Annotated in this window: 21 protein-coding genes and 1 tRNA gene; all 22 read right to left on the reverse strand. The window is 27.8% G+C overall.

Features of this window, described 5'->3' with window-relative positions; genetic code table 11:
* Positions 1-518: 518 nt before the first annotated feature.
* A complete protein-coding gene (locus tag ACRCZX_RS07345) occupies positions 519-959 on the reverse strand; it encodes a DUF1576 domain-containing protein (protein WP_438582278.1) in 441 nt (146 codons plus the stop codon).
* A gap of 153 nt (positions 960-1112) precedes the next feature.
* Positions 1113-1187, reverse strand: a tRNA-Gln gene (locus ACRCZX_RS07350).
* Positions 1188-1235: 48 nt separating this feature from the next.
* Positions 1236-1544, reverse strand: a complete 309-nt coding sequence (gene spoVG / locus ACRCZX_RS07355; RefSeq protein ID WP_438582279.1) for a septation regulator SpoVG — start codon at positions 1542-1544, stop codon at positions 1236-1238.
* A gap of 32 nt (positions 1545-1576) precedes the next feature.
* A complete protein-coding gene (gene ispE / locus ACRCZX_RS07360; RefSeq protein ID WP_438582280.1) occupies positions 1577-2437 on the reverse strand; it encodes a 4-(cytidine 5'-diphospho)-2-C-methyl-D-erythritol kinase in 861 nt (286 codons plus the stop codon).
* Complete coding sequence (locus ACRCZX_RS07365; RefSeq protein ID WP_438582281.1) at positions 2437-2727, reverse strand: RNA-binding S4 domain-containing protein; 291 nt, start codon at positions 2725-2727, stop codon at positions 2437-2439. The genes ispE and ACRCZX_RS07365 overlap by 1 nt, the downstream gene beginning before the upstream one ends.
* Before the next feature lie 63 nt (positions 2728-2790).
* A complete protein-coding gene (mazG, locus tag ACRCZX_RS07370) occupies positions 2791-3552 on the reverse strand; it encodes a nucleoside triphosphate pyrophosphohydrolase (protein WP_438582282.1) in 762 nt (253 codons plus the stop codon).
* A complete protein-coding gene (locus ACRCZX_RS07375) occupies positions 3539-6307 on the reverse strand; it encodes a DEAD/DEAH box helicase (RefSeq protein ID WP_438582283.1) in 2769 nt (922 codons plus the stop codon). The genes mazG and ACRCZX_RS07375 overlap by 14 nt, the downstream gene beginning before the upstream one ends.
* Before the next feature lie 105 nt (positions 6308-6412).
* Positions 6413-7765 (reverse strand): 2-hydroxycarboxylate transporter family protein, encoded by a 1353-nt coding sequence (locus tag ACRCZX_RS07380; RefSeq protein WP_438582284.1) that lies wholly within the window; start codon positions 7763-7765, stop codon positions 6413-6415.
* Positions 7766-7783: 18 nt separating this feature from the next.
* Positions 7784-9334 carry a citrate lyase subunit alpha gene (citF, locus tag ACRCZX_RS07385; RefSeq protein WP_438582285.1) on the reverse strand — a complete coding sequence of 517 codons (1551 nt, stop codon included), beginning with the start codon at positions 9332-9334 and terminating at the stop codon, positions 7784-7786.
* A gap of 1 nt (position 9335) precedes the next feature.
* Positions 9336-10235 carry an aldolase/citrate lyase family protein gene (locus tag ACRCZX_RS07390; RefSeq protein WP_438582286.1) on the reverse strand — a complete coding sequence of 300 codons (900 nt, stop codon included), beginning with the start codon at positions 10233-10235 and terminating at the stop codon, positions 9336-9338.
* Between the two features lie 9 nt (positions 10236-10244).
* Entirely contained in the window at positions 10245-10526 is a 282-nt protein-coding gene (gene citD, locus ACRCZX_RS07395; RefSeq protein ID WP_438582287.1) for a citrate lyase acyl carrier protein, read from the reverse strand.
* 21 nt (positions 10527-10547) lie between these two features.
* Complete coding sequence (locus ACRCZX_RS07400) at positions 10548-11666, reverse strand: sodium ion-translocating decarboxylase subunit beta (protein ID WP_438582288.1); 1119 nt, start codon at positions 11664-11666, stop codon at positions 10548-10550.
* A 34-nt stretch (positions 11667-11700) separates the two neighbouring features.
* Positions 11701-12036 carry a biotin/lipoyl-containing protein gene (locus ACRCZX_RS07405; RefSeq protein WP_438582289.1) on the reverse strand — a complete coding sequence of 112 codons (336 nt, stop codon included), beginning with the start codon at positions 12034-12036 and terminating at the stop codon, positions 11701-11703.
* A 17-nt stretch (positions 12037-12053) separates the two neighbouring features.
* Positions 12054-12365: an OadG family protein gene (locus tag ACRCZX_RS07410; protein ID WP_438582290.1), complete on the reverse strand. Its 312-nt coding sequence runs from the start codon at positions 12363-12365 to the stop codon at positions 12054-12056.
* Positions 12366-12389: 24 nt separating this feature from the next.
* A complete protein-coding gene (locus tag ACRCZX_RS07415; protein ID WP_438582291.1) occupies positions 12390-13775 on the reverse strand; it encodes an oxaloacetate decarboxylase subunit alpha in 1386 nt (461 codons plus the stop codon).
* 175 nt (positions 13776-13950) lie between these two features.
* Positions 13951-14604 (reverse strand): GntR family transcriptional regulator, encoded by a 654-nt coding sequence (locus ACRCZX_RS07420; protein ID WP_438582292.1) that lies wholly within the window; start codon positions 14602-14604, stop codon positions 13951-13953.
* A gap of 109 nt (positions 14605-14713) precedes the next feature.
* Positions 14714-15922, reverse strand: coding sequence for an RNA polymerase factor sigma-54 (locus ACRCZX_RS07425; protein ID WP_438582293.1), 1209 nt, complete (start codon positions 15920-15922; stop codon positions 14714-14716).
* An 82-nt stretch (positions 15923-16004) separates the two neighbouring features.
* The gene (locus ACRCZX_RS07430) at positions 16005-17081 is read right to left on the reverse strand and encodes a peptidoglycan DD-metalloendopeptidase family protein (protein WP_438582294.1); all 1077 of its coding nucleotides are present in this window, start codon (positions 17079-17081) and stop codon (positions 16005-16007) included.
* Between the two features lie 113 nt (positions 17082-17194).
* The gene (locus ACRCZX_RS07435; RefSeq protein WP_438582295.1) at positions 17195-18037 is read right to left on the reverse strand and encodes a sirohydrochlorin cobaltochelatase; all 843 of its coding nucleotides are present in this window, start codon (positions 18035-18037) and stop codon (positions 17195-17197) included.
* Positions 18038-18510: 473 nt separating this feature from the next.
* Positions 18511-19941: a cation:dicarboxylate symporter family transporter gene (locus tag ACRCZX_RS07440; protein WP_438582296.1), complete on the reverse strand. Its 1431-nt coding sequence runs from the start codon at positions 19939-19941 to the stop codon at positions 18511-18513.
* Between the two features lie 42 nt (positions 19942-19983).
* Entirely contained in the window at positions 19984-21327 is a 1344-nt protein-coding gene (locus ACRCZX_RS07445) for a CoA-disulfide reductase (protein ID WP_438582297.1), read from the reverse strand.
* A gap of 19 nt (positions 21328-21346) precedes the next feature.
* On the reverse strand, positions 21347-22645 hold the full coding sequence (locus ACRCZX_RS07450) for an L-cysteine desulfidase family protein (protein ID WP_438582335.1): 1299 nt from the start codon (positions 22643-22645) through the stop codon (positions 21347-21349).
* Positions 22646-22818 lie beyond the last annotated feature (173 nt).

A 22818-nucleotide genomic window follows, 5' to 3' on the forward strand; every position in this document is an offset into this window, starting at 1 on the left:
CTCTCACAAGACTAGAGAAATTTCGTTAAATCTTTAACTTATATTCACCAACCCTCTAACTAGGTTTTTTGTTGTGTCTTGCTTTCCACGTTCCATATTTTCTATCATTAAATCTACTTAGGTAGTTTCTATAGCCCTGTAAGCTGGATACTGCCTTTAACAGTATAGCGAGTTTCATATCAAAGATTTTTACTAATCGCCACTTACCCCACAATTTTGCGGTTACAACATTTCTGTTGTATTGATTTTTAGAGCCGTACATTCGAAACTTTGTCAGCACCTTCGTGCATTCTTACCATATGAATTTGACTCCCGACCTATCATTATCTCGACCACCTCTGGTTCGCATTTCCTCATCATTACACGTTAGGGATAACTCTCAACCGACTTCACCGAGCTTTACACGGTTAGATTTAGTTAGAACCTAATCGCATATCGGAGTATCAGAGGAAGCATTTCAGGGCGTTACTCCTTCATTCTACTTCTCGAAAATATAGTTCTCTGTTATTTCGCTTCTACTAAGCTACTTTTAACATGTCATAACTTTTCATTATGAAACGTGTCGCACCTTTAAAATCAATATGCTCATACTTAGAATAAAGAATGCCACCTACATAAAACGGAAGAATATTTAATATATTTTTTCCAAAAAAAGAAAATCCAAATACCGTAAAAAAAGATGCTATTGCTAATCCATTGAGCGGTGTTCCTAAAAGTCTCATTAAAGTATAATTAAAAATAAAAATTAGAAATGCATTTAAAAAAGTAGCTCCCATTCCTCCAATAACTAAAAAATCTGTTATCAAAACTGTTGGGGATGTTAATATTTTTACAAAACCTGTTAAAATATTTACTTTCTCTTTTAAAATAAAATAAACAAATATACTAAAAACGACTAATGCTATAATTTCTGTAAGCAACCAAATCTTTTCATTTCTCTTACCTTTAAAGTTATCCAAAACATCACCTCTTTAAAATATAGTTACTACTTAAAATTTTAATATTTTTTCCAACAAAAATCAATTTTTTTATATTAACTTATATTCGACTAGTAATAATCCAAAAAATAAAAAAAGGGAACATATTTAGTTCCCTATAAATATTATATTAAATGGCTGGGGTAGCTGGATTCGAACCAACGCATGACAGAGTCAAAGTCTGTTGCCTTACCGCTTGGCGACACCCCAACATCTTTAAAAGAATATCATTTTTTTTTAATTTTGTCAAATTTTTTTTTAATTTTCTACAATTTCAATTTCTGCTGATGCAATTGTTGGTTCTTCTAACATAACCTCTTTGTACTTAGCTATAACAGAATCTGTTATATCTTTTCTAAGTTCTGGTGTTATTGGATGAGCAATGTCTTTATATTCTCCATCTGGCATTTTTCTTGAAGGCATAGCTACAAACATTCCTTTTTGTCCATCAATTACTTTTAATCCATGAATAACAAAGCACTCTTCAAAAGTAACATCTGCGTAAGCTTTTAATTTAAGTTCATTATCATTTTTTACTGTTCTTAATCTTACATCTGTAATTCTCATTCTAAATGCACCTTCCTTACGTTTTAGTAGTTTTATTTAAAATTGCAAATTTTAATTTCACAATCATTAAATCTGTATTTTAAATTACTGATTTGTTTATCAATATCCTTTTTTAAAAATGCATAATATGCACTTCCACTTCCCGACATAAAAAACTTTATATTTTCTACTTCTTGTAATCTATGTTTAAATTTTTTTAAATTTCGATCGGATTTTAAAAGTGCTTCTTCTAAATTATTTTCAATTGAACTTTGAATTTGAATTAAATCATTATTCTTTAATCCATCTATAATTAATTCTATATTTGCCATCTTTGGTTTTATAATATTTTCAACTTGTTTATAGGCTAATTCTGTAGAAACTCCAAAAGGAGGTTTTATAACAACTAAAGAAACTTCTAAATTATTTTCAATTTCTAAAAGTTTTTCTCCTATTCCATTCACTCTACAAGGTTTATTAATTAAAAAAAATGGAATATCTGCTCCTATACTTTTCCCTAAATCAATTAATTCTTGAAGACATAGTAAATCTCCATGATATTTATTCAAAAAAATTAAAAATATTGCGCCGTTTGAACTTCCACCACCAAGTCCTGCTTGATGCGGAATATTTTTTTCTAAATAAACTTGCATACTTAAAGGTTGTTTGTTTATTTTAGTATAGAATTTTTTATATATTTTATAAAGAATATTACTAGTATCTGTAGGAATATCCTTTTTATTTGTTTTTATTTCTAAATCTCCAACTTCATCAACTACTTTAATAGTTAAATTATCAACTAAAGTAATTGGTAACATAGTCATATCTAATAGATGATATCCATTTTCCAAAACATCAACTATATTTAAACCTATATTTATTTTAGCATTTGATTGAAGTATATATTCTTTCATTAAAATATATCCTCCTCACCATCTAGATCTATTATAATACCTTTACTATCTATTAATTCAACTAATTCAGATGTTTTACTTTTAGATACATTTCCTTCTGGAACCTCTATTATTCTAAATTTAAAATATCTGCTATAGTATTCAAGTTCAAGTTCCATGCCAACTTTCACTTCCGCACTTGCTTTTACAACTTTTCCATTTAGCTTAGCTTTTCCTCCATCTACAACTATTTTCGCTACAGTTCTTCTCTTGATTATTCTACTAACTTTCAAATATTTATCTAATCTCATTTTCTCCACCCTTTTATGTAGTATTATATATACCTTATTTTTTCAATATGTCAATAGTTTAAATTATTCTTCATTTTTTTTAACTTCTTCCCAAATTCTATTCATCTCTTCCAAATTAGAATTTTCTAAATCACATTTCATCTCAACACTTCTAAATCTTTTTTCGAATTTGTTTGAAGCGTTATTTAAACAAACTTCAGGATTCACTCCCATATGCCTAGATAAATTTACTAATGCAAAAAATAAATCTCCTAATTCTTCTTCAGCTTTATTTTTTTTTATTGCGATTATTTCAACTTTTAACTCTTGAATTTCTTCTAATACTTTATCTATTACTCCATTTATATTAGACCAATCAAATCCTACTTTAGAAGCTTTTTTTTGAATTTTCTCTGCTCTTAATAATGCTGGCATACCTTTTGGAATTCCATCTAAATTAGATTTTCTATCTTTATGTTCTTTTTCGTTCTTTTTTATCTCTTCCCACTTAATTAAAACTTCTTCAGAAGATTTTAATTCTCCTATTTTTTCAAACACATGAGGATGTCTTCTAATCATTTTTTGTGAAATACTATCAATTACATCTTCAATTGAAAACTCTCCTTTTTCTTCTGAAATATTAGCTTGAAAAACAATTTGAAGAAGCAAATCTCCAAGTTCTCCTTTCAATTCATTTCCACCAATATCCATGGCCTCTAAAACTTCATAAGTTTCTTCTAACAAATGAGGTTTTAAAGTATCTAATGTCTGTTCTCTATCCCAAGGACATCCCTCAGGAGATCTTAATTTTTTTATAATTTTAATTAATTCATCAAATTCTTTCATCTGAAACTCCTTTTCCTTTATACCAATATAAAAAATCTAACACATCTTTTTCTGAATAAAGACCTCCATCTTTCTGTGAATATCTCGCTTCTTTTATATCTATAAGTTCTACTAATTTTTTAAAATTTACATAATCATTATCAAACTTATAAAAATATTCTTCTCCTTTTTTTTCTATTTCTTTTATTTTTAACTCTTTAGATAATAATTTTACTTTTAAAGACTTAAATAAACTGAATACTTCTTTTGGTAAAATTCCAAATCGATCTACTAATTCTTCTTCTATATCTTTTAAAATATCTAACTTTTCAATATTTACAAGTCTTCTATAAATAAGAAGCCTCTCATCACCTTCAATATAATTTTTTGGAATAAAAGCTGATTCTTTTAACAATATTTTATTTTTAAATTCCATTTTAAAATTGCCTTTTACTTTTGATATCTCTTCTTGTAAAAGTTTTGTATAAAGATTATAACCAAAAGTTTCTAAAGCTCCATGCTGTTTATCTCCTAATATTTCACCAGCACCTCTTATTTTCATATCTTCTAAAGAAAGCTTAAATCCAACTCCAAAATCTCCTATCTCTTTTAAACTTTTTTTTCTGTCCATTGCTGCTTTTCCGATTTTTTTTTCTTTATCTACTATCAAATAACAATAACCTTTTCTTTTTCCTCTTCCAACTCTACCCCGTAGTTGATAAATCTGTGAAAGTCCTAGTTTATCCAAACCTTCAATTATAATAGTATTTGCATTTTCTATATCAATTCCATTCTCTATAATTGTTGTACTTAAAAGTATATCTGTATCACCTTCTTCAAATTTTTTTAATTTTTGTTTTATCTCATTAGGTAGCATTTTTCCGTGTATATAATCCATAGTTACAAATTTAGGCAGATTTCTTTTTAATTCCAATAACTTATCTTCTATATTTTTAACACTATTAAAAATATAGAAGACCTGCCCCTCTCTGCTTATCTCTTTCATAATACTTTCTCTAATTTCTTTTTTATCATCTAATAAAAATATAGTTTCCACAGGTACTCTTCCAGTCGGAGGTGTTTCAATCACTGATATATCCCGGATTCCTAAAAGTGCATAATTTAAAGTTCTTGGAATCGGAGTTGCAGTTAGTGTCAACATATCTACATTATGCTTCATCTTTTTTAATTTTTCTTTATCTTTAACACCAAACTTTTGTTCTTCATCAACAATTATAAGACCTAAGTCTTTAAATTTTAAATCTCCTGATAAAACTCTATGAGTACCTATAACTAAATCAACAATTCCATTTTTTACTTTTTTTATTGTTTCTTTTTGATCTTTTTCAGCATTTGCTCTGCTTAATAGCTCTATTGTTATTGGATAATCTTTATATCTTATAGTAAACGTATCAAAATGTTGTTGAGCTAAAACTGTTGTAGGAGCAATTATTAAAACTTGTTTTTTATCCATAATACATTTAAATGTAGATCGAATTGCTACTTCTGTTTTTCCATATCCTACATCGCCACAAACTATTCTATCCATAACTTTTGATGATTCCATGTCTCTTTTAACATCTACTATTGCATTTTTTTGATCTTTCGTTTCAACATAAGAAAATTTTTCTTCAAATTCTTCTTGCCAAACAGTATCAACTGAAAATTTATAGCCTATATTTAATTCTCTCTTCGCTTGAATTTCTACAATCTCTTTTGCAAATTTTATAATATCTTCTTCTAGTTTTTCTCTTCTTTTTTTGAACCCAGTTCTTCCAAGATTATATAAATCTGGAGTTTTTCCTGAACCAACTAAAAATCTTTCTATTTTATCCAATCCTTCAATAGGTACAAATAATTTATCTTCATCAGCATATTTAACAGCCAAATAATCACTTCCATTGATTTCTTGAATTCCTAAAAAAATTCCTACTCCATAATTTTCATGTATTATGTAATCTCCCTCTTTTATTTCTGAAATATTTTCATACTTAATTCTATTCTTTTTATTAGAAGATTTTACACTTCTTATATCTGATTCATTTTTTAAAACTTCTAATTTTATAGATAAAGCATTTATATTTTTATATATTTTTCTTATTTCATCTTCTCTAACTTTTTCTCTAATAATATTTTCTTCTAGCTTATATTTTAACATTTCATTATTTTCTAAAAAAACTTCACACTCTTTTTCTTTCTTTATAATATCTAAAAGTTTTACAAAACTTATCTTTTCTTCTTTTTCTTTCTTTACAAAAATATTAGCTTGAACTACTCTTTCTATACTCTTTTGACTTAAAATTGAAAAATAAGTAATTCTATTAATTTCATCTCCAGAATACTCAATTCTTATTGGATCTTCACCATTTAATGGAAATATATCAACAATATCTCCTCTTACTGAAAACTCCATTCTTTTTTCTACTAAATATTTTTTATTAAAATTCTTTTTTTCTAAAATTTCTATCAAACATTTCTTTTTTAAGTCCATATGCAACTGAAGAGTTAAACTTTCATTATTTAAATAATATTTTTCTAATAATCCCTCCAAAGATGTTAAGATTATAATCTTTCCATCACATTTTAACATTTCGGTAAGTTCATAGTTTATCTTGTAATATTCATCTTCCTCTTGTAAATCTGATAATTTTATAACATTTAAATTCTTTTCTTTTATATCGTCAAAATATATATCTATATTTTTATTAGAGGATCCTATATAAACAATACTTTTTTTCTTATCTATTAAAAATTGAGAAATATCTTTTCTAAACATAAATTCCTCCTAATTTCTTTACTACAGTTATTATACATTATTTATTTCAAATTAAAAGAAAAAGAGATTAGATAAATCTAACCTCTTTTAAGTATATAAATTAAATTATGCAAAGAATCCAAATACCATTGATCCTATTATAAGCATCATCGCTCCTCCAACTCTTGATGAAATTTGAGCGAAAGATATAAGTTCCATTCTATCAGCTGCGCCTAATACCGCAATATCCCCAGACCCACCTCTGTTTGCCATACAAAGACCTGCTGTTATAGCTGCTTCTACTGGATAGAATTTCATTTTTTTTGAAGTTAACATTATAAATAGTACTGCTCCCAATACAATTGCTCCAGCAATTGCTACGTTTGCAAATGAAAGTGAATTTATAATTTCCTGTACATCTGTACCAAATCCTACTGCTCCCATCAATATCCAAATTGTATATTTAGAGAAGAATGTTTGCATATTTTTTGCACCTTCTTTCAATGGTGCTGGAACTACATTTAAAATATTTAATACAATTGCATAAATTACTAAAAATGCTAATCTGTGCATTTCAAATGGTAAATTTAATGATGACCATATAACTGCTGATAAATGAGACAACATAAATAGAATTCCAGTAAACACAACTGCCGCCGCAAATTCTTTTTGTCCAACTTTTATCTTTTCACTAGCATCTTCTTTTATAGCCTCTTTTGAATTATCTATTATTAAAGTTCCAAAACCTGTTAATGTAGGATATCTTTTTCCAATTTCTTTTAATAGTGCTCCAGTAAATATAGCTATAACATTTGCTATTGTTAGTATTGAAATCGCAAAAGCAAACCACTCTTTTGGATTTCCACCAGTTTTTTGAGCCCACATTTCTGACATTGGAATAGCTCCTGCTCCAGTTCCACCTCCCATTATAGGTAAAACATAATTCATAAAAATATCTAAAGGCTCTTTTCCAAATAAAAGACCAACTAATACTCCACCTGTTGTTGCACCTAAAACTCCAATCAATATAAGTGGAATATATCCTGCTATAGATTGTAATAATGTTTTTCTATTTACAGTTAATACAGAACCAACTATTAAAGCTGGTATAAATAACTCTAAGAAATTTACAGGTTGTTCTCCATAGAAAATATCAATAGATTTTAAAGCTTTTGTAGGTATTAAATTGTAGGTACCTATAATTGCTGATGTGAAAAATACTAAAACTGTTCCTCCGCCAATATATTCATTCCAAATTGGTATTCTATCTCCTATTTCACCAAATAAAATACCAAAAACTGCTAATAATGTAAATATTGTTAAAAAATTCCCTCTCATAAACGCTGATTCTTTTCCACCAAAAGGAACATACACTACAATTGCAGCTATTGCTAACAATGATAAAAACATTTGGATAGATAACCCGCTCCATTTTGTTTCTCTTGGATCAAAAAGTTCTTTAAAATTCTTTTTTGCCATTTCTTTCTCCTTGATTTATTATCTTTTTATTTTTTTTACTACATCAATTATACTTCCATCTCTGTATTCAACTACAGCAACAACTTGATCTTCGAATTCTATTTCTTTAGGCTCTCCAACAATATAATTTGCTAATTCTCTTAACTTTTCCATTGTTACTAACTCTATTCCTGAATTTTGGAATCTTTCTAACAAATCTATTCTCGATGGATTTACAACAACTCCATAATCTGTTACAACTACATCAACAGTACTACCTGGTGTTACAACAGTTGTTACTTTTTCTATTATTGTAGGAATTCTTCCTCTTGTTAACGGCGCTACTATTATAGATAAGTTTGCTGCTGCTGCTGTATCAGAATGTCCTCCAGAAGCTTCTCTTATTATTCCATCTGAACCCGAAATAACGTTGGCATTGAAATCTTTATCCACTTCCAAGGCACTTAAAATTACGAAATCTAATTTATTTACTGCTGGAGATGCATTAAATGGATTTGCATAAAAATCTGCACTTACTTCTACATGCTTTTCATTTCTTCCAATTGATTCTACTGCTGCTAAATCAAAACATTGAGTATCATAAAGTTGTCCCATTAATCCTTCTTCTAATAAATCTACGAACGCTTTTGTTATTCCACCTAATCCAAAGCTACACTTAATATTTCTTTTTATTAACTCTTCTCTTATAAATCTTGTAACAGCTAACGAAGCTCCTCCAGAACCTGTTTGCATTGAAAATCCATCATTAAAATATCCAGATGCTAACATAACATCTAAAACTTTTTTAGCCATTAATAATTCTTTTGGATTTGATGTAAATCTTGTTGCCCCAGACATTATTCCATTAGGATCTCCAATCTCATCAACTACAACTACATAATCAACTTGTATTTGTGGAATACTCATAGGACTATTCGGATAATCCACTAAGCTATCTGTTATTATTACTACTTTTTCTGCATGAGCTGCATCTACTTTAGCATAACCTAAAGATCCACAAAGCGATTTTCCTTTAACCCCATTTGCATTACCCATACAATCAGATGATGAAGCTCCTAAGAAAGCAACATCTATTTTTAAATCTCCTTCAACAATAGCTCTTGCTCTTCCTCCATGTGATCTTATAACTGCAGGATAATCTCCTAATATTCCATTAGATATCTCCTTAGCTAAATCTCCTCTTAATCCACTAGAACCTAATCTATTTACTACTCCTGTTTTTATATGCTTAACAATACCTTCGTGAGCTTTAGTAAAAGAACTTGCTTCTACTCTAAGATTCTTAAATCCCATTTCAGCTAATTTATCTAAAACCATAGGTAATACTTTATCACCATTTCTAAAATGATGATGAAAAGATATTGTCATTCCATCTTTTAATCCTGATTTTTTTATAGCTTCTTCTAAAGAATTTAAGACTTTGTTTCTTCTTATAGCACCTTTTAAGCTATCTGTGTTTTCATTAACTGTTCCTTCTGGTTGATAAGTAAATGGAGAGTTATATGCTTTTCTTTCTTCGTAACCTTTTATTGTTTTTAAAAGGCTTTCATCAATTCTTTTATTTATCATATTACTCGTCTCCTCCTAATCTTACCCCAGCTGCTTTTGCTAGTCTTAAAACATGTTGGGCTCTTTCAATTATTGGTTTATCTACCATTTTCCCATCTACAGTAAATACTCCTTTATTTTGCTCTAAAGCTTCTTTCGTAGCATCTACTATTTTTTTAGCTTTTTTTATATCTATTTCTGAAGGTGTGTAAACTTTATGTAATAACTCTATTTGTCTTGGATGAATTAATGATTTTCCAGAGAATCCCATTTGCTTTATCATAGTAGCTTCTTTTATAAATCCTTCATCATTATTTACATCTGAATAAACTGAATCTAATGGATCTATTCCAGCTGCTCTAGCTGCCATTACAATCATTCCTCTTCCTGTAAATAATTCTACTCCTTCTTGTGATCTATTTGTTTTTAGATTAGTTACATAATCTTCTCCACCGATAGCCATTCCTACTAATCTTTTTGAAGAAATTGCTATTTGATATGCATTTAAAGCTCCTAAAGGACTTTCTATTGCCACCATTAATTTTGTAGTTCCAATAGGAATTCCTGCTTCTTTTTCAATTCTTTCTACATGATTTTCTACATCTAAAACATCTTTTGGTGTATCCGTTTTAGGAATTCTTATAATATCAGGTTGAGCTCTAACAATAAATTCTAAGTCCTCTACTCCATATTCAGTATCTAAGGCATTTATTCTTACAACTGTTTCTATATTTAAGCTTTTATATATTGGTCTCATTTTTTGCAACATATTATAAACTAAAAATCTAGCTGAATCTTTTTCAGTTACTGCAATTGCATCCTCTAGGTCGAACATTATTGAATCTGGTCTATAAATATGTACATCTTTTATTACTCCTGGGTTATTTCCCGGAATAAAAAGCATTGAACGTCTTAATTTCATTTTTTCCTCCTACTTCCAAGTGAATTTTTGTTGAGCTGCTCTTGTTACAACTGTTTGAATTCTGCTTTTAATTACAGGTTCTATAGCGCCTTTATCATTTATTAAAACTTTAGCTGAAGTAACTCCTAATTCAGTTAAAGTTTCTAATACTACTCTTCTCACATCATCTCCATATTGACCCATTACAACACTTTCAATCTCTAATTCAATTCCTGTAGAGTTTGGTTCAATTATAATATACATGTCGCTTGACTCAAGAGTTCCTGCTACTGCTTTTATTTTGATCTCCATTTACTGACCTCCATTTTCTAATTATTTAAACATTGCAAGTAAAACTCCTGCTGCTACTGCTGAACCTATAACTCCTGCTACATTTGGTCCCATTGCATGCATCAATAAGAAATTACTTGGATTTTCTTCTTGTCCTACTTTTTGAACTACTCTTGCTGCCATTGGTACAGCACTTACTCCTGCCGCTCCAATCATTGGATTGATTGTACCTTTACTTAGTTTGCACATAACTTTTCCAAACAAAACTCCACCTGCTGTTCCAAATGAAAATGCAAAAAGTCCTAAAACTATTATTTTTATTGTTGCTAAATTTAAAAATGCCTCTGCATTTGTTGTTGCTCCAACTGTTAATCCGATAAATATTGTAATTACATACATTAAAGAGCCTTTTATATGTTCAACTAAATTTGGAACTAATCCACTTTCTTTAGCTAAATTTCCAAACATTAACATTCCTACTAAAGGTATTGCTGATGGAATTATCAAAGTTACTACTATTGTTACAATTATTGGAAATAAGATTTTTTCTCTCTTACTTACACTTCTAAGTTGAGTCATTTTTATCTGTCTTTCAGCTTTAGTTGTAAATAATTTAATAATTGGGGGTTGAATTACTGGAACTAGTGCCATATATGAATAAGCTGCCACTGCTATTGGCCCTAACATATGAGGTGCTAATTTAGATGTTAAATAAATTGCTGTTGGACCATCTGCTCCACCAATAATTCCAATAGAAGCTGCTTCACTTCCTGTCATTCCCATTGCTACTGCTCCTATAAAAGCTGCAAATATACCTAATTGAGCTGCTGCTCCAAGAAGTAAACTCTTAGGATTTGCAATTAAAGGCCCAAAATCTGTACTTGCTCCAATTGCTAAGAAGATTAGTGGAGGATATACTCCATACTTAACTCCTGCATATAAAATATTTAAAAGACCATTTTTATCCATTATTCCTTCGCTTACTGGTGCTGGTAAATTTACTAACAGCATTCCAAAAGCTATTGGAAGTAAAAGATATGGCTCATACTGTTTTTTTATTGCTAAGAACAATAGAAAAAGTGCAACTAAAATCATGATACCTTCATTAATAGTCATCATTGCAATTCCTGTTGTTGCAAATAAATTACTTAAAAACTCCATTTTAACTCCTTTCAACTTTATTGTTTATTATTATTTAAGCTATTACTACTAATACTGTTCCACCATCTACTGTGTCACCTTTATTTATAGCTATTGATTGAATCACTCCGTTTACTGGTGAAACAATTGGATTTTCCATCTTCATAGCTTCTAATACTAATAATGTGTCTCCAACTTTAACACTAGCTCCTAAAGTTACATCTATAGACACTACTAGCCCTTGCATTGGTGCCTCAACTTTTGTTCCGTTTCCTGTTGGTGCTGATACTGGTATTGATGGTGTTGATATTGTTCCGTTAACCTCTTTTACTGATTCTACTTCTACCTCGTATACTTTTTCTCCAATTTTAATTTTATACACTTTTATCATTTCAATTACACTCCTATTTAGTTTAGTTCTTTTATTCCTACAACTTTTATCTTAGCATCTTTATCTTCTTCAGCTGCCTCTATACACGCCACCATCATAGCTACTTGCATCTCTTCACTTTTTATTTTTGATGGATCAAACTTTTCTTTTTCTACTTTTTTAGGTGTTATTGTTGGTGTAGCCTTTTTTATCTTTATTACTTTTTCTGCAGGAATATATTTAAACAGAGAAAGAACAAAAGCTAATATAGCTAATATTAAAAATACAACAACCATACTTATTAAAGTTATTTGAAGAGATGTCATAAATGATATAGTTCCTTTAAACATTATTATAAATCATTCTCCTTTCAATTAAAAAATTATATTTATATTTCTATATTCTTTTTCTATTTTTGGTTTATCTCTATTTTCTAAATAAGTTCTAGCTATTTGTGGAAACATAGCATACATTAAAATATCTTCAGGAGTTTTAGCTAAACTACCAATATCTTTTTTTATTTCTTCATATTCTGGTTTTAAAAGATCTGCAGGTCTTCCTGTAAATACATTTTCATCTCCAATAATCTTCTTTTTTACCTCTTCTGACATTGGTGCTGGTGATTTTCCATAAAGGCCTTTTACATAATCTTTTATCTCTTTAGGAACCATCTTATATCTTTCACCAGTCAAGACATTAAATACCGCTTGAGTTCCAACCATTTGACTTAATGGCGTAACTAGAGGTGGGAATCCTAAATCTTCTCTAACTCTCGGAATTTCTTTTAATACATCTTCATATTTATCTGCTGCTTTCTGTGCTGTAAGCTGAGAAACTAAATTTGATAACATTCCTCCAGGAAGTTGATACTCTAAGATACTTGGTTCAACAAAATAAGCTTGCATATTTAAAACTTTTTCATCTACATATTTCTTTCTAATTGGTTTGAAATATTCTGCAATTTCTTTTAGAAGGTCTAAATTTAATTCTGGATCTCTTTCTCCACCTTCAAATGTTCTAACCATAGATTCTGTTGCAGGTTGAGCTGTTCCTCCAGCAAACGTTGAAATTGCTGTATCAATGATATCTATTCCTGCATCTACAGCTCTAAGATATAACATGCTTGCTATTCCACTTGTTGCATGAGTGTGTAATTCTAATGGCACATTTATTACAGATTTAATTTCTTTTATTAAATTATATCCTGTTTCAGGAAGAAGTATTCCAGCCATATCCTTTATTACTATTGAATCTGCTCCCATATTTTCCATTTCTTTTGCTAAATTTTTGTAATATTCTGTTGTATGAACAGGGCTAATTGTGTAAGCTATTGTCAATTGACAATGACCACCATATTTTTTAGTCGCTGCTGCAGAAACCTTTAAGTTTCTTGTATCATTAAGTGCATCAAATATTCTGATTATATCGATACCATTTTCTATAGATTTTTTTACAAATTCTTCTACTATATCGTCCGCATAGTGTCTATATCCTAAAAGATTTTGACCTCTTAAAAGCATTTGTAATTTTGTTTTTTTAGCTCTTTTTTTTATTTCTCTAAGCCTTTCCCAAGGGTCTTCATTTAAGAATCTTATACAAGCATCAAAAGTTGCTCCTCCCCAAACTTCTAAAGCATGGTATCCAACTTTATCCATTTTTTCAACAATTGGAAGAATTTCTGCAGTTGTTAATCTTGTTGCTATTAATGACTGATGTCCATCTCTTAAACAAGTTTCCATTATTTTAACTTTATTATTCAAAATATCCTCCTTAATTTTTAAGTTTTCTGTATTCTGTATACAGTTTTATTATTTACACTACAGTATACAATATTTTTTATAATTGTCAAATTATTTTTTAGCATGTATTTAAAATATATTTTATTGCCCGCAAACAAAAAATATGCTCAAAAAAAAAACAGAATTTCTTCTGATTTTAATTTTCTACTTGTTTTATTAAAAACTCTTTAGCTTCTAATAAATGTTTTTTATTTACTTCAATTGCTTCCATTTTTTTCCCTTCTTTTATTAATTTTACAATCATAATATGATCTTGATGTGCATTTAATCTTCTTTCAGTATTTTCTGCTGATATTTTTCTGAATTTTTTTAAATATAAATTTAAATTATTTATTAAATTTACAACTCTTGGTAGATCTGATATATTATAAAGTATTTTATTAAATTCTGAAAAATATTTAAATACTTCTAAAGATTTCAAATTATCATTTATTATTTTATTTACTTTATTTATATTTTTTTCTAATTTAATTATATCTTCTAAAGTAACTTTCAGAAATAAGTCTTCAAATATAACTTTTTCTAAAGCTATTCTTATTTTTACAACTTCTTCTACATCTTTTTTAGTAGTTTTAGGAACTGTCACTCCTCCTTTTTCTCTTGCTTCAACAAGCCCTTCAAATTCCAACATTCTTAAAGCTTCTCTCAATGGCGTTCTGCTTACATTAAGTTTCTCTGCAAACTCTTCTTCTACAATTCTACTTCCTTCTTGTATTTTTCCATTTACTATTTCTTCTTTTAAATAATCATATACTTGTTCTCGAATTGATTTTCTTTTTTTTATAACCATATTTCCTTCTCCTTATTTATCTCTTTCTATTATTATTTTAAATAATAATATTCATATATTTAACTTGAAATTAATCTTTAGTGATTATTATAACACAAATATTTTTCTCTTACATTTCTTTTCTTTTTTGGCTAGAAAAAATTCCTAATTCATTTCTATATTTAGTTATTGTTCTTCTATTTATTATAATCTTATTTTTTATAAAAAAACTCAAAATTTCTTCATCAGACAAAGGTTTTTTCTTATTTTCATTTTTTATAAGATTTATAATTTCATTTTTTATAATTTCATTTTTTGCATCTAAAATAATGTACTTTCTTAAAGGTTCTATTTTTGTCCCGTTTTTTATAAATTTATTTTTTATAGCTCTTGATATTGTTGAGTCATGTAATTTTAAATCAAATGCGATATCTTTTATTTTTAAAGTTTTCAAAGGTTTATTATTTATCAAGTTATCTTTTTGATAATTCAAAATATACTGCCCCACTTTAAAGAGTGTATTTTGTCTTTTTTGTATGCATCTTTCTAAAACCAAAGCTGTATTATAGGTATTTTTCATCTCCAACTTTTTTATTTTTATTGTCGGGAAATTGTCTTCATTTAAAATAACTCTCATTTCTTTTCCTGAAATTTCTACTATTAAATCTGGAATTATATATTTTGTTTTTTTATTAACAAAAAATCCTCTTGCTGGTTTGGGATTTAGTGTTTTAATTAATCTTACATAATATTCAACTTTATCCATTTCTATTAATCTATCTAAAGATATTTTAAATAAATTTTTAGAAGCAATATCTTCTAAATTATTTTCTATAATTTTTTCTAAATCATCATCTTTAATTCCTTTGTTTTTAATTTGGATTTTCAAACAATTTATAAGATCAACAGAACCAACTCCTAAAGGTTCCAATTTATTTAAGGTATTTAATGCTTCTTCAAAGTAAAGCAATTTAAAACAACCTGCTTTTCTTAATTCTTCTAAATCTCCATCTATATATCCTTTTTCATCCAAATTATTTATTAAATAATTCAAAATATCTCTAACTTCTTTTTTTACATTTAAAAACATTATTTGTTCTTCTAAATAATGTATTAAACTTTTTTCTCCTTCAGAAATATTTTCTAAACAATTTATATTGTTATCACTTTTTCTATTCATCGATTTCGAATAAACAATTTCGAATGTTGAATTTTTTATTTGTTCTTTTTGTAAAAACTCTCTTAATTCATTTAAACCCATTCTTAATATTTCAATAGACAATTTCATTTCTAAGCTAAGTCCTATTTTCATCTTTTGATCTAATTCTAATTTTAACATTAATTTACCTTCTTTCTATATTTATTTTATAAGTATAGTAAAAAAGAGCAAAGTGAAAACTTTGCTCTTCTAAATACTTATTTTAGAATTTTAAATATGTTAAGGGATTTATAATTTTACCTTTTTTTCTTATTTCAAAATGTAGATGAGGACCACTCACTCTTCCTGTTGCTCCACTTAAAGCTATATACTCACCTTTAGAAACTTTTTGACCTTTTTTTATATCTATTTTACTTAAATGAGCATATCTTGTTTCGTATCCATCTGAATGTTTTATAATAATAAGTTTTCCATAACCACTCGCTCTTCCTGCAAAACTTACAACTCCATCTTTTGTAGAAACAACTTTAGTTCCTACTTTAGCTCTCAAATCAATTCCACCATGATTTAAAAGTTTTTTCAATACTGGATGTTTTCTTGAACCAAAAGAACTTGTTAAAGTCATTAAAACTAATGGATTACTAAAGCTACCTAATTTGTTTTGCTTAGTATACTCTTCTTTAAAAGTATTCAAATATTTAGAAACTTTAGGTTCTCTTAAAAAAACTTTTGTACCCGTTAAAAGTCTATCAATATTATTATCTTCTTTTATTATTTTTATATCAATTTCAAATTTCTTTGATAAAGTTTCAAAAGTATCATCTTTTTTTATAAGGTAAAAAATACCTGATTCTGTAGGAATATTTATCTTCCTTCCAACTTGAAGAACTCTTAAATTTTTGTCAATATTATTTGCATATATATAATCACTTTTAATTTTATATTCTTTTGATAAATCTGAGATTGTATCTCCTTTTTTTATTATGTATTCTAAATTCTCTAAAATAATTTTTTCTTCTAGGCTAATATTTTCATCAATTGATAACGATTTTTTGCTTTCTTGTTCTTCCCATTCTTTTGAAATTTTATCTTGAACTTCTTCTTTTTCTACTTCTAGTACTTTTATTGACTCAACTTTTTCTATCATATTATTAATAGGTAATTCAACATTTTTAGATATTATTATATTTTTTTCTTTAGTTTCTATATTTTTTAATTTAATCTCTCTATAAAAAACTGATACTACTAAAAAGGTTAAAGTACCGATTACTATTATTTTTCCTTTTTTCATAATCCACCATTCTTTTCTTTTATATAATACTACATTTGAATTTTTCATAAAATTTTACCATATTTCTATATTTTAAGTCTAGCTATTCTTTTTACAAAAAAATTTAAATTTTTCTTCAAAATTGTATTTATATATATATTTTCAAAAATTTAAAATCACCATTAATGAGCAGCTTTTCTTCCTTTAGAATATTCTTTCTTTTTCAAAAGTATATCTTCAGATTTTGTATTTTCTAAATTTCTTATTTTTTCAATGAAGATATTTTGTATTTTTTCAATTTCACCTAAACCTTTTAAGTTTAAAGTTACTTTAATACCATTTGCTTCTAGAGTATCTTTCCAATCTACTCCAATATCATTTTTAGCATGATCTCCTGCAAGAAACATAAAAGGTGTAAGTCTTACTTTATTTTTTTTATCTCTTTTTAACTCTTTAATTACTTTTTCTAATCCAGGATAACCTTCAATAGTTCCGATATATATAGGTAATTTTAAATCTTTCACAATATAGTTTAACATTGGATATGCTGACAACGCTGGATGATTTGTCCCATGCCCTACCATAACTAAACCTTCATCATTTTTCAAATCAACTATTTCTTCTTCCAAAACTTTCAGCACATTAAAATAATCTTCAATAGATGATAATAATGCTGTTCCCACTCTTATTTCTTCAAATTTATCAGAGTAATTTTCAGCCTCTCTTTTTAAAGCTTCCATTTCTGTTCCATTAATTATATAGCTTGGTTGCAATATCACATGTTTATAGCCTTCTTCTAATAGTTTTTCTAAAATTTCTGTTGTATTTAAATTCTTTATTCCTCTTTTTAAAAGAATTCTATTTATTATTCTTGATGTGTAAGCATCAAAAAAATCCAATTTAGAAAACTCTTTTTTTACTCTAGAATTTATTACATCTATTGTTTTTTGTTTTGTATCATCATGTGTTGTTCCAAAGTGAACTAATACAATAGCTCCTTTTTTCATATTTTTATAAAAATTCATATTTTCTCCCTATACACATTTATTTTTTATTAACTTAAAATTATACATAAAGCTCGAGTAACAAAAAATTTTAACATTTTAAAGTATAAATTTCAATTAAAGATTCATAATTTTTCTAATAGTTGGGCTACTTCAAAATTTCTATTTAAAATAGACCCTATAGAATGATATATCTATCTTGTAGAGTATTTTATATAATAATATTTAAAAATGGATTTTTATGAGTCAAATAAATTTTACAAAAAGCAATTTTAAATAGTGATATTCTTAAAATATTTCGTGTTATCTGTGCTAGCAAAAGTTATTGAGGCGTGTACTTATTCACTCTGATCACTCATAATCAGCACTGCAATGGAACTTAAAAAAGCTGACTCCTGTACGATACAGAAATCAGCTTTAAATATTTAACATTTATTATACAATAGTTTTTATTTTTGTGTCTATCTAAAAAAGATTAGATTTAATTAAATTAATTACTCATAATCAGATGAGTTTACTTCATTTCCTACTTTCATATCTTGATAGATTTTTTGATTTAAACTTCCCAAGCTTTTATCTACCATTAAAGCATTAGTCACCGAACCAATTACATTTAACATTGTTCTAGGCATATCAATGATTGGGTCAATAGCTAATATTGGGTTTATTAAAGGAAATAAACTTGCTAGTCCTGTTCCAGATAATGCTACTGACGCAGCCATAGTTGCTGTTCCTGGTATTCCTGCTATTCCTAACGAACTTATTGCTACTACAATTATAGACATAACTATTAATGTTATATCAAGTGGTTGCCCACTCATATTTGTAACAAACACTATTGTTAAAGCTGGAAATATTCCTGCACATCCTTGCATCCCTGCGGTAGTACCAAAACTTGCAACAAAACTTGCCGTTGACTCACTAACGCCTAATTTATTAGTTAATGTTGATATTGTTACTGGTAAACATCCCACACTTGATCTAGATGTAAATGCTAGAATCATTAATGAAATACTCTTTTTTACATATATAAATGGATTTAATCCAAAGAATGCTACTGCTATCATTTGAATTACAAACATAATTGCTGTTGCTAAATATAAAACAGCTATAAACTTTCCTACTTCTGCTATAGCTCCAATACCTTTTTGAGCTATTGTATTTGCTAAAAGTGGTACTACTGCTAAAGGCATCCATCTAATTATACTCATTGCCATTGATACTATAATCTTTTGGAAAGCATTTATCAAATCGAAGAATGGTTTTACAATATTCATATATTTTTTTGACATTCTTTTTGCTGCTACTCCAACTATTGCAGAAAATATTACTAATCCTACAATGTTTAGTTTAACCATTGCCTCAACAGGATTTGAAGGAATTAAAGCTTTTAATGTATCAACAATATTGCTCATTTCTCTTATTTTTCCTGTGTTATTAGTTAATGCAATTTCTAATCCATTTGTAGAAACTTTTCCAACTTGAAATATTTCTCCTAAAAATATACCTACACCAACTGAAATTGCAACCATAGCCAATGTTACAATTAAACTTCTTTTTACTAGGCTACCCAAATTAGCATCTTCTTTCATGTTAATAATAACATGTATTATCGATACCATTACTAATGGAATAACTAACATTCTAATTAAAGAAATAAATCCGCCACCTAATAAGCTATACCACAGTGTTGTTTCTTTAACAAATACTAAATCCATTGGATTTTCTGGAAACCCTGCTACATATTGAATTCCTAACCCTAATATTAAACCAATAACCGTTGCAATCATAACTTTTGCAGAAAAGTTAAATTTTTTCTTAGGTAACATATTTATTAGAAATAAAATTACTAATAACGTTACTAAAAATCCCACTGTTTTTAAATCACTAATCATCAAAAATTGTTCAAAAAATACACTATTCATTTTTTCTCCCGTTTTCCTATTATGAATTTTTATTAAAACCTTTTATTTTGCTACATTACCTGCAACATTCATTACATCCCAAGTTCTAGCAAATGGAGGAGCATAACAAAAATCCATCATTCCTATTTCATCTACTGTTAATTTCGAATATATTGCTGTTGCTAATGCATCGACTCTTAAAACTGCCCCTTTTTTTCCTGCTATTTGTCCTCCTAAAAGAACTCTTGTTTCTGTGTCATATATTAACTTTACAAATATATCTTCTCTGCCTGGATAATAACTAGTTTGATTTTTATCTTTTACAAATACTGTTTTATAATTTATCCCCATTTTTATAGCTTCCAGTTCTGTAATTCCTGTTCTTCCAGCTTCTAAATCTATTACTTTTACTGCTGCAGATCCTAGTGTTCCTCCAAACTTTGTTTCTAAACCAGCTAAATTTTCTCCTACAATTCTTCCTATTTTATTTGCTGTTGTTGCAAGAGGAATATATACATCTTCATTTCTAACTAAATGATGAACAGTTGCACAATCTCCAGCAGAATATATTGAATCAATGCTTGTTCTTCCTTGATTATCTATTACTAAAGCTCCGTTTGATAGCATTTTTATTCCTGTTTCTTTTAAAAATGCTGTGTTTGGTTTTACTCCTGTAGAAATAATTACAATATTTGCAGAATATTTTCCTTTATTTGTTTTTACTCCTATAACTTTTCCATTTTCTTCCAAGATTTCTTCTACAATCTCTTCTAAATGTAAATCTATTCCTTCATGTATTCTAATTTCTTCTTCCATTATATCTGTAATCTCTTTATCAAAACTTTCCAATAATACTCTGTCGCCTAATTGTATTATTTTTATATTTCTTTTTCCTAAGTGTTTTGCAGCTTCTGCTACTTCAAGTCCAATATATCCTGCTCCAACTATTATAATCTCTTGATTCTCTTCTTTTAAAATTTCTTCTTTTAAAAGAATCCCATCAGTATAATCTTTTAATGTGTATACACCTTTTGTTGATAATTTTTTAATAGGTGGCATTATAGCATGAGCTCCTGTTGCTACCATCAATTTATCATAATTATCAATAAAGATTTCATTTGTAACTAAATTTTTAACAGTTATTTCTTTTTTTTCAATATCTATTCCGACTACTTCATGTTTTATTTTTATATTCATTCCAGCTTCAATAAATTTCTCTACTGGTCTAGCTATCATATTCTTCGGGTCTTTAAAAAAATCTCCAACATAATATGGTAATCCACATGCTCCCCACGATACTATCTCTGTTTTTTCATAAATTACTATCTCTGCACTTTTGTTTAATCTACTTGCCTTTGCTGCTGCCGACATTCCTGCTGCTACTCCACCGATTATTATTATTTTCATTATTCCTCCTAAAACCAATTTAATTATTTAACATTATTTCTAAAATAACTTCATCCGTTTTTCTTAATCCTTCTTGTGCTAAAACTTTAATATTTGATAAAGTTGATTCTATATTTTTTCCAACAATACCTTCACCATATTCAAACTTTTTATTCTTTTTTGATAAATAATATGAATCAAATGCCATTCCTACTGAACTTGCTATTTTAGTTGCACAAGAACTTTTTGCGCCGTCACAAAGCATTCCTGATAAAGTTGCTAATGTTGTTTCGATTGCCGAATTTATTCTTTCTAATGGCATATCATCTAAAAATGCTAGAGCTCCTGCTACTCCTGCACCACCACAAACAACACCACAATATGCTGATAATCTACCTACATTTGATTTTATATGAATTGTTGTTAAGTGCGAAAAAAATAAACCTCTAATCAATTTTTCTTGAGACAATCCTTTTTCTTTACAATATTTTATAATTGGTAAAGATGCTGACATTCCTTGATTTCCACTACCACTTGTTGTCATTACAGGCATAGAACATCCGTTCATTCTAGCGTCACTTCCTGCACTTGCAAAACTTATCATTTTATTTTTCAAGTCTTTTCCATAAACACCTTCTTGCATTCCTTCATATAAAGTTTTACCCATTCCAATTCCATAATCATTTTTTAATCCTTCATTTGCTATTGCTGAATTATATTTAATAACTCTTTCAAATAATGAAGCTATTAAATCTATCTCAATTTCTTTTGCTAAATTATAAATTAATTCAACAGTTAAAAAATCTTTATCTGTCATTACATTATCTGTAATTTTTTCGTCACAAGAATCACCTTTTATTATAATTCCATTTTTTTCGATTTCTATAATATTTGTATGATAATCTTTAATCTCTATTGTTACTTTATCTTTTCCTAAAAATCCTGTTGCTCTCATATGAAGTTTTGTGTTTCCTTCAATTTTTGTAGCTACTATTTTTTTAGCATCTAAGTACTGTTTCACTTTATCCAATTTTGTTTTATCTATATTTGATATAACCATTAAATCTTTTTTTGAATCTCCTAAAATTGTACCTAAAGCAACAGCAGCTTCAATTCCTACCATTCCTTCAGAATTTGGTATTTTAACACTTTTAACATTTTTTATTAGATTCCCTGATAAAGCTATTTCTATTTTTTCTGGAATACCTTCTAATAATGTTGTTAATTTACTACCTATGTAAGCTAAAGCTATTGGTTCTGTACAACCTTCTGCTGGTACAATTTCTTCATTTAAAATATTTAAAATTTTCTCTATTTTTTCCACAAAAATCCTCCTCATTATTTTCATATTAATTATAACTAATACAATACTATAATAAGCAATTTTTGTGCCAATTAACAATATTACTAATAATTCTTTTAATCTTTTAATTTTATTAATCTTTTTTTTTTAATATCTATATCTTTTTTTACCATTTTGATAATTTTTATCATTTTGAAAACTATTTTTAT

Source organism: Cetobacterium sp. (assembly GCF_051658645.1).
GTDB lineage: Bacteria > Fusobacteriota > Fusobacteriia > Fusobacteriales > Fusobacteriaceae > Cetobacterium_A.

Coding starts and splice junctions, on each gene's coding strand:
- ispE (WP_438582280.1), bottom strand. CDS start 2,437: ATGAAAGAATATATACTTCAATCAAATGCTAAAATAAATATAGGTTTA.
- ACRCZX_RS07365 (WP_438582281.1), bottom strand. CDS start 2,727: ATGAGATTAGATAAATATTTGAAAGTTAGTAGAATAATCAAGAGAAGA.
- ACRCZX_RS07445 (WP_438582297.1), bottom strand. CDS start 21,327: ATGAAAATAATAATAATCGGTGGAGTAGCAGCAGGAATGTCGGCAGCA.
- ACRCZX_RS07420 (WP_438582292.1), bottom strand. CDS start 14,604: ATGGTTATAAAAAAAAGAAAATCAATTCGAGAACAAGTATATGATTAT.
- ACRCZX_RS07375 (WP_438582283.1), bottom strand. CDS start 6,307: ATGTTTAGAAAAGATATTTCTCAATTTTTAATAGATAAGAAAAAAAGT.
- ACRCZX_RS07450 (WP_438582335.1), bottom strand. CDS start 22,645: ATGAGGAGGATTTTTGTGGAAAAAATAGAGAAAATTTTAAATATTTTA.
- ACRCZX_RS07430 (WP_438582294.1), bottom strand. CDS start 17,081: ATGAAAAATTCAAATGTAGTATTATATAAAAGAAAAGAATGGTGGATT.
- ACRCZX_RS07400 (WP_438582288.1), bottom strand. CDS start 11,666: ATGGAGTTTTTAAGTAATTTATTTGCAACAACAGGAATTGCAATGATG.
- ACRCZX_RS07405 (WP_438582289.1), bottom strand. CDS start 12,036: ATGATAAAAGTGTATAAAATTAAAATTGGAGAAAAAGTATACGAGGTA.
- citD (WP_438582287.1), bottom strand. CDS start 10,526: ATGGAGATCAAAATAAAAGCAGTAGCAGGAACTCTTGAGTCAAGCGAC.
- citF (WP_438582285.1), bottom strand. CDS start 9,334: ATGATAAATAAAAGAATTGATGAAAGCCTTTTAAAAACAATAAAAGGT.
- ACRCZX_RS07440 (WP_438582296.1), bottom strand. CDS start 19,941: ATGAATAGTGTATTTTTTGAACAATTTTTGATGATTAGTGATTTAAAA.
- spoVG (WP_438582279.1), bottom strand. CDS start 1,544: ATGAGAATTACAGATGTAAGATTAAGAACAGTAAAAAATGATAATGAA.
- ACRCZX_RS07380 (WP_438582284.1), bottom strand. CDS start 7,765: ATGGCAAAAAAGAATTTTAAAGAACTTTTTGATCCAAGAGAAACAAAA.
- ACRCZX_RS07435 (WP_438582295.1), bottom strand. CDS start 18,037: ATGAATTTTTATAAAAATATGAAAAAAGGAGCTATTGTATTAGTTCAC.
- ACRCZX_RS07390 (WP_438582286.1), bottom strand. CDS start 10,235: ATGAAATTAAGACGTTCAATGCTTTTTATTCCGGGAAATAACCCAGGA.
- ACRCZX_RS07425 (WP_438582293.1), bottom strand. CDS start 15,922: ATGTTAAAATTAGAATTAGATCAAAAGATGAAAATAGGACTTAGCTTA.
- ACRCZX_RS07410 (WP_438582290.1), bottom strand. CDS start 12,365: ATGTTTAAAGGAACTATATCATTTATGACATCTCTTCAAATAACTTTA.
- mazG (WP_438582282.1), bottom strand. CDS start 3,552: ATGAAAGAATTTGATGAATTAATTAAAATTATAAAAAAATTAAGATCT.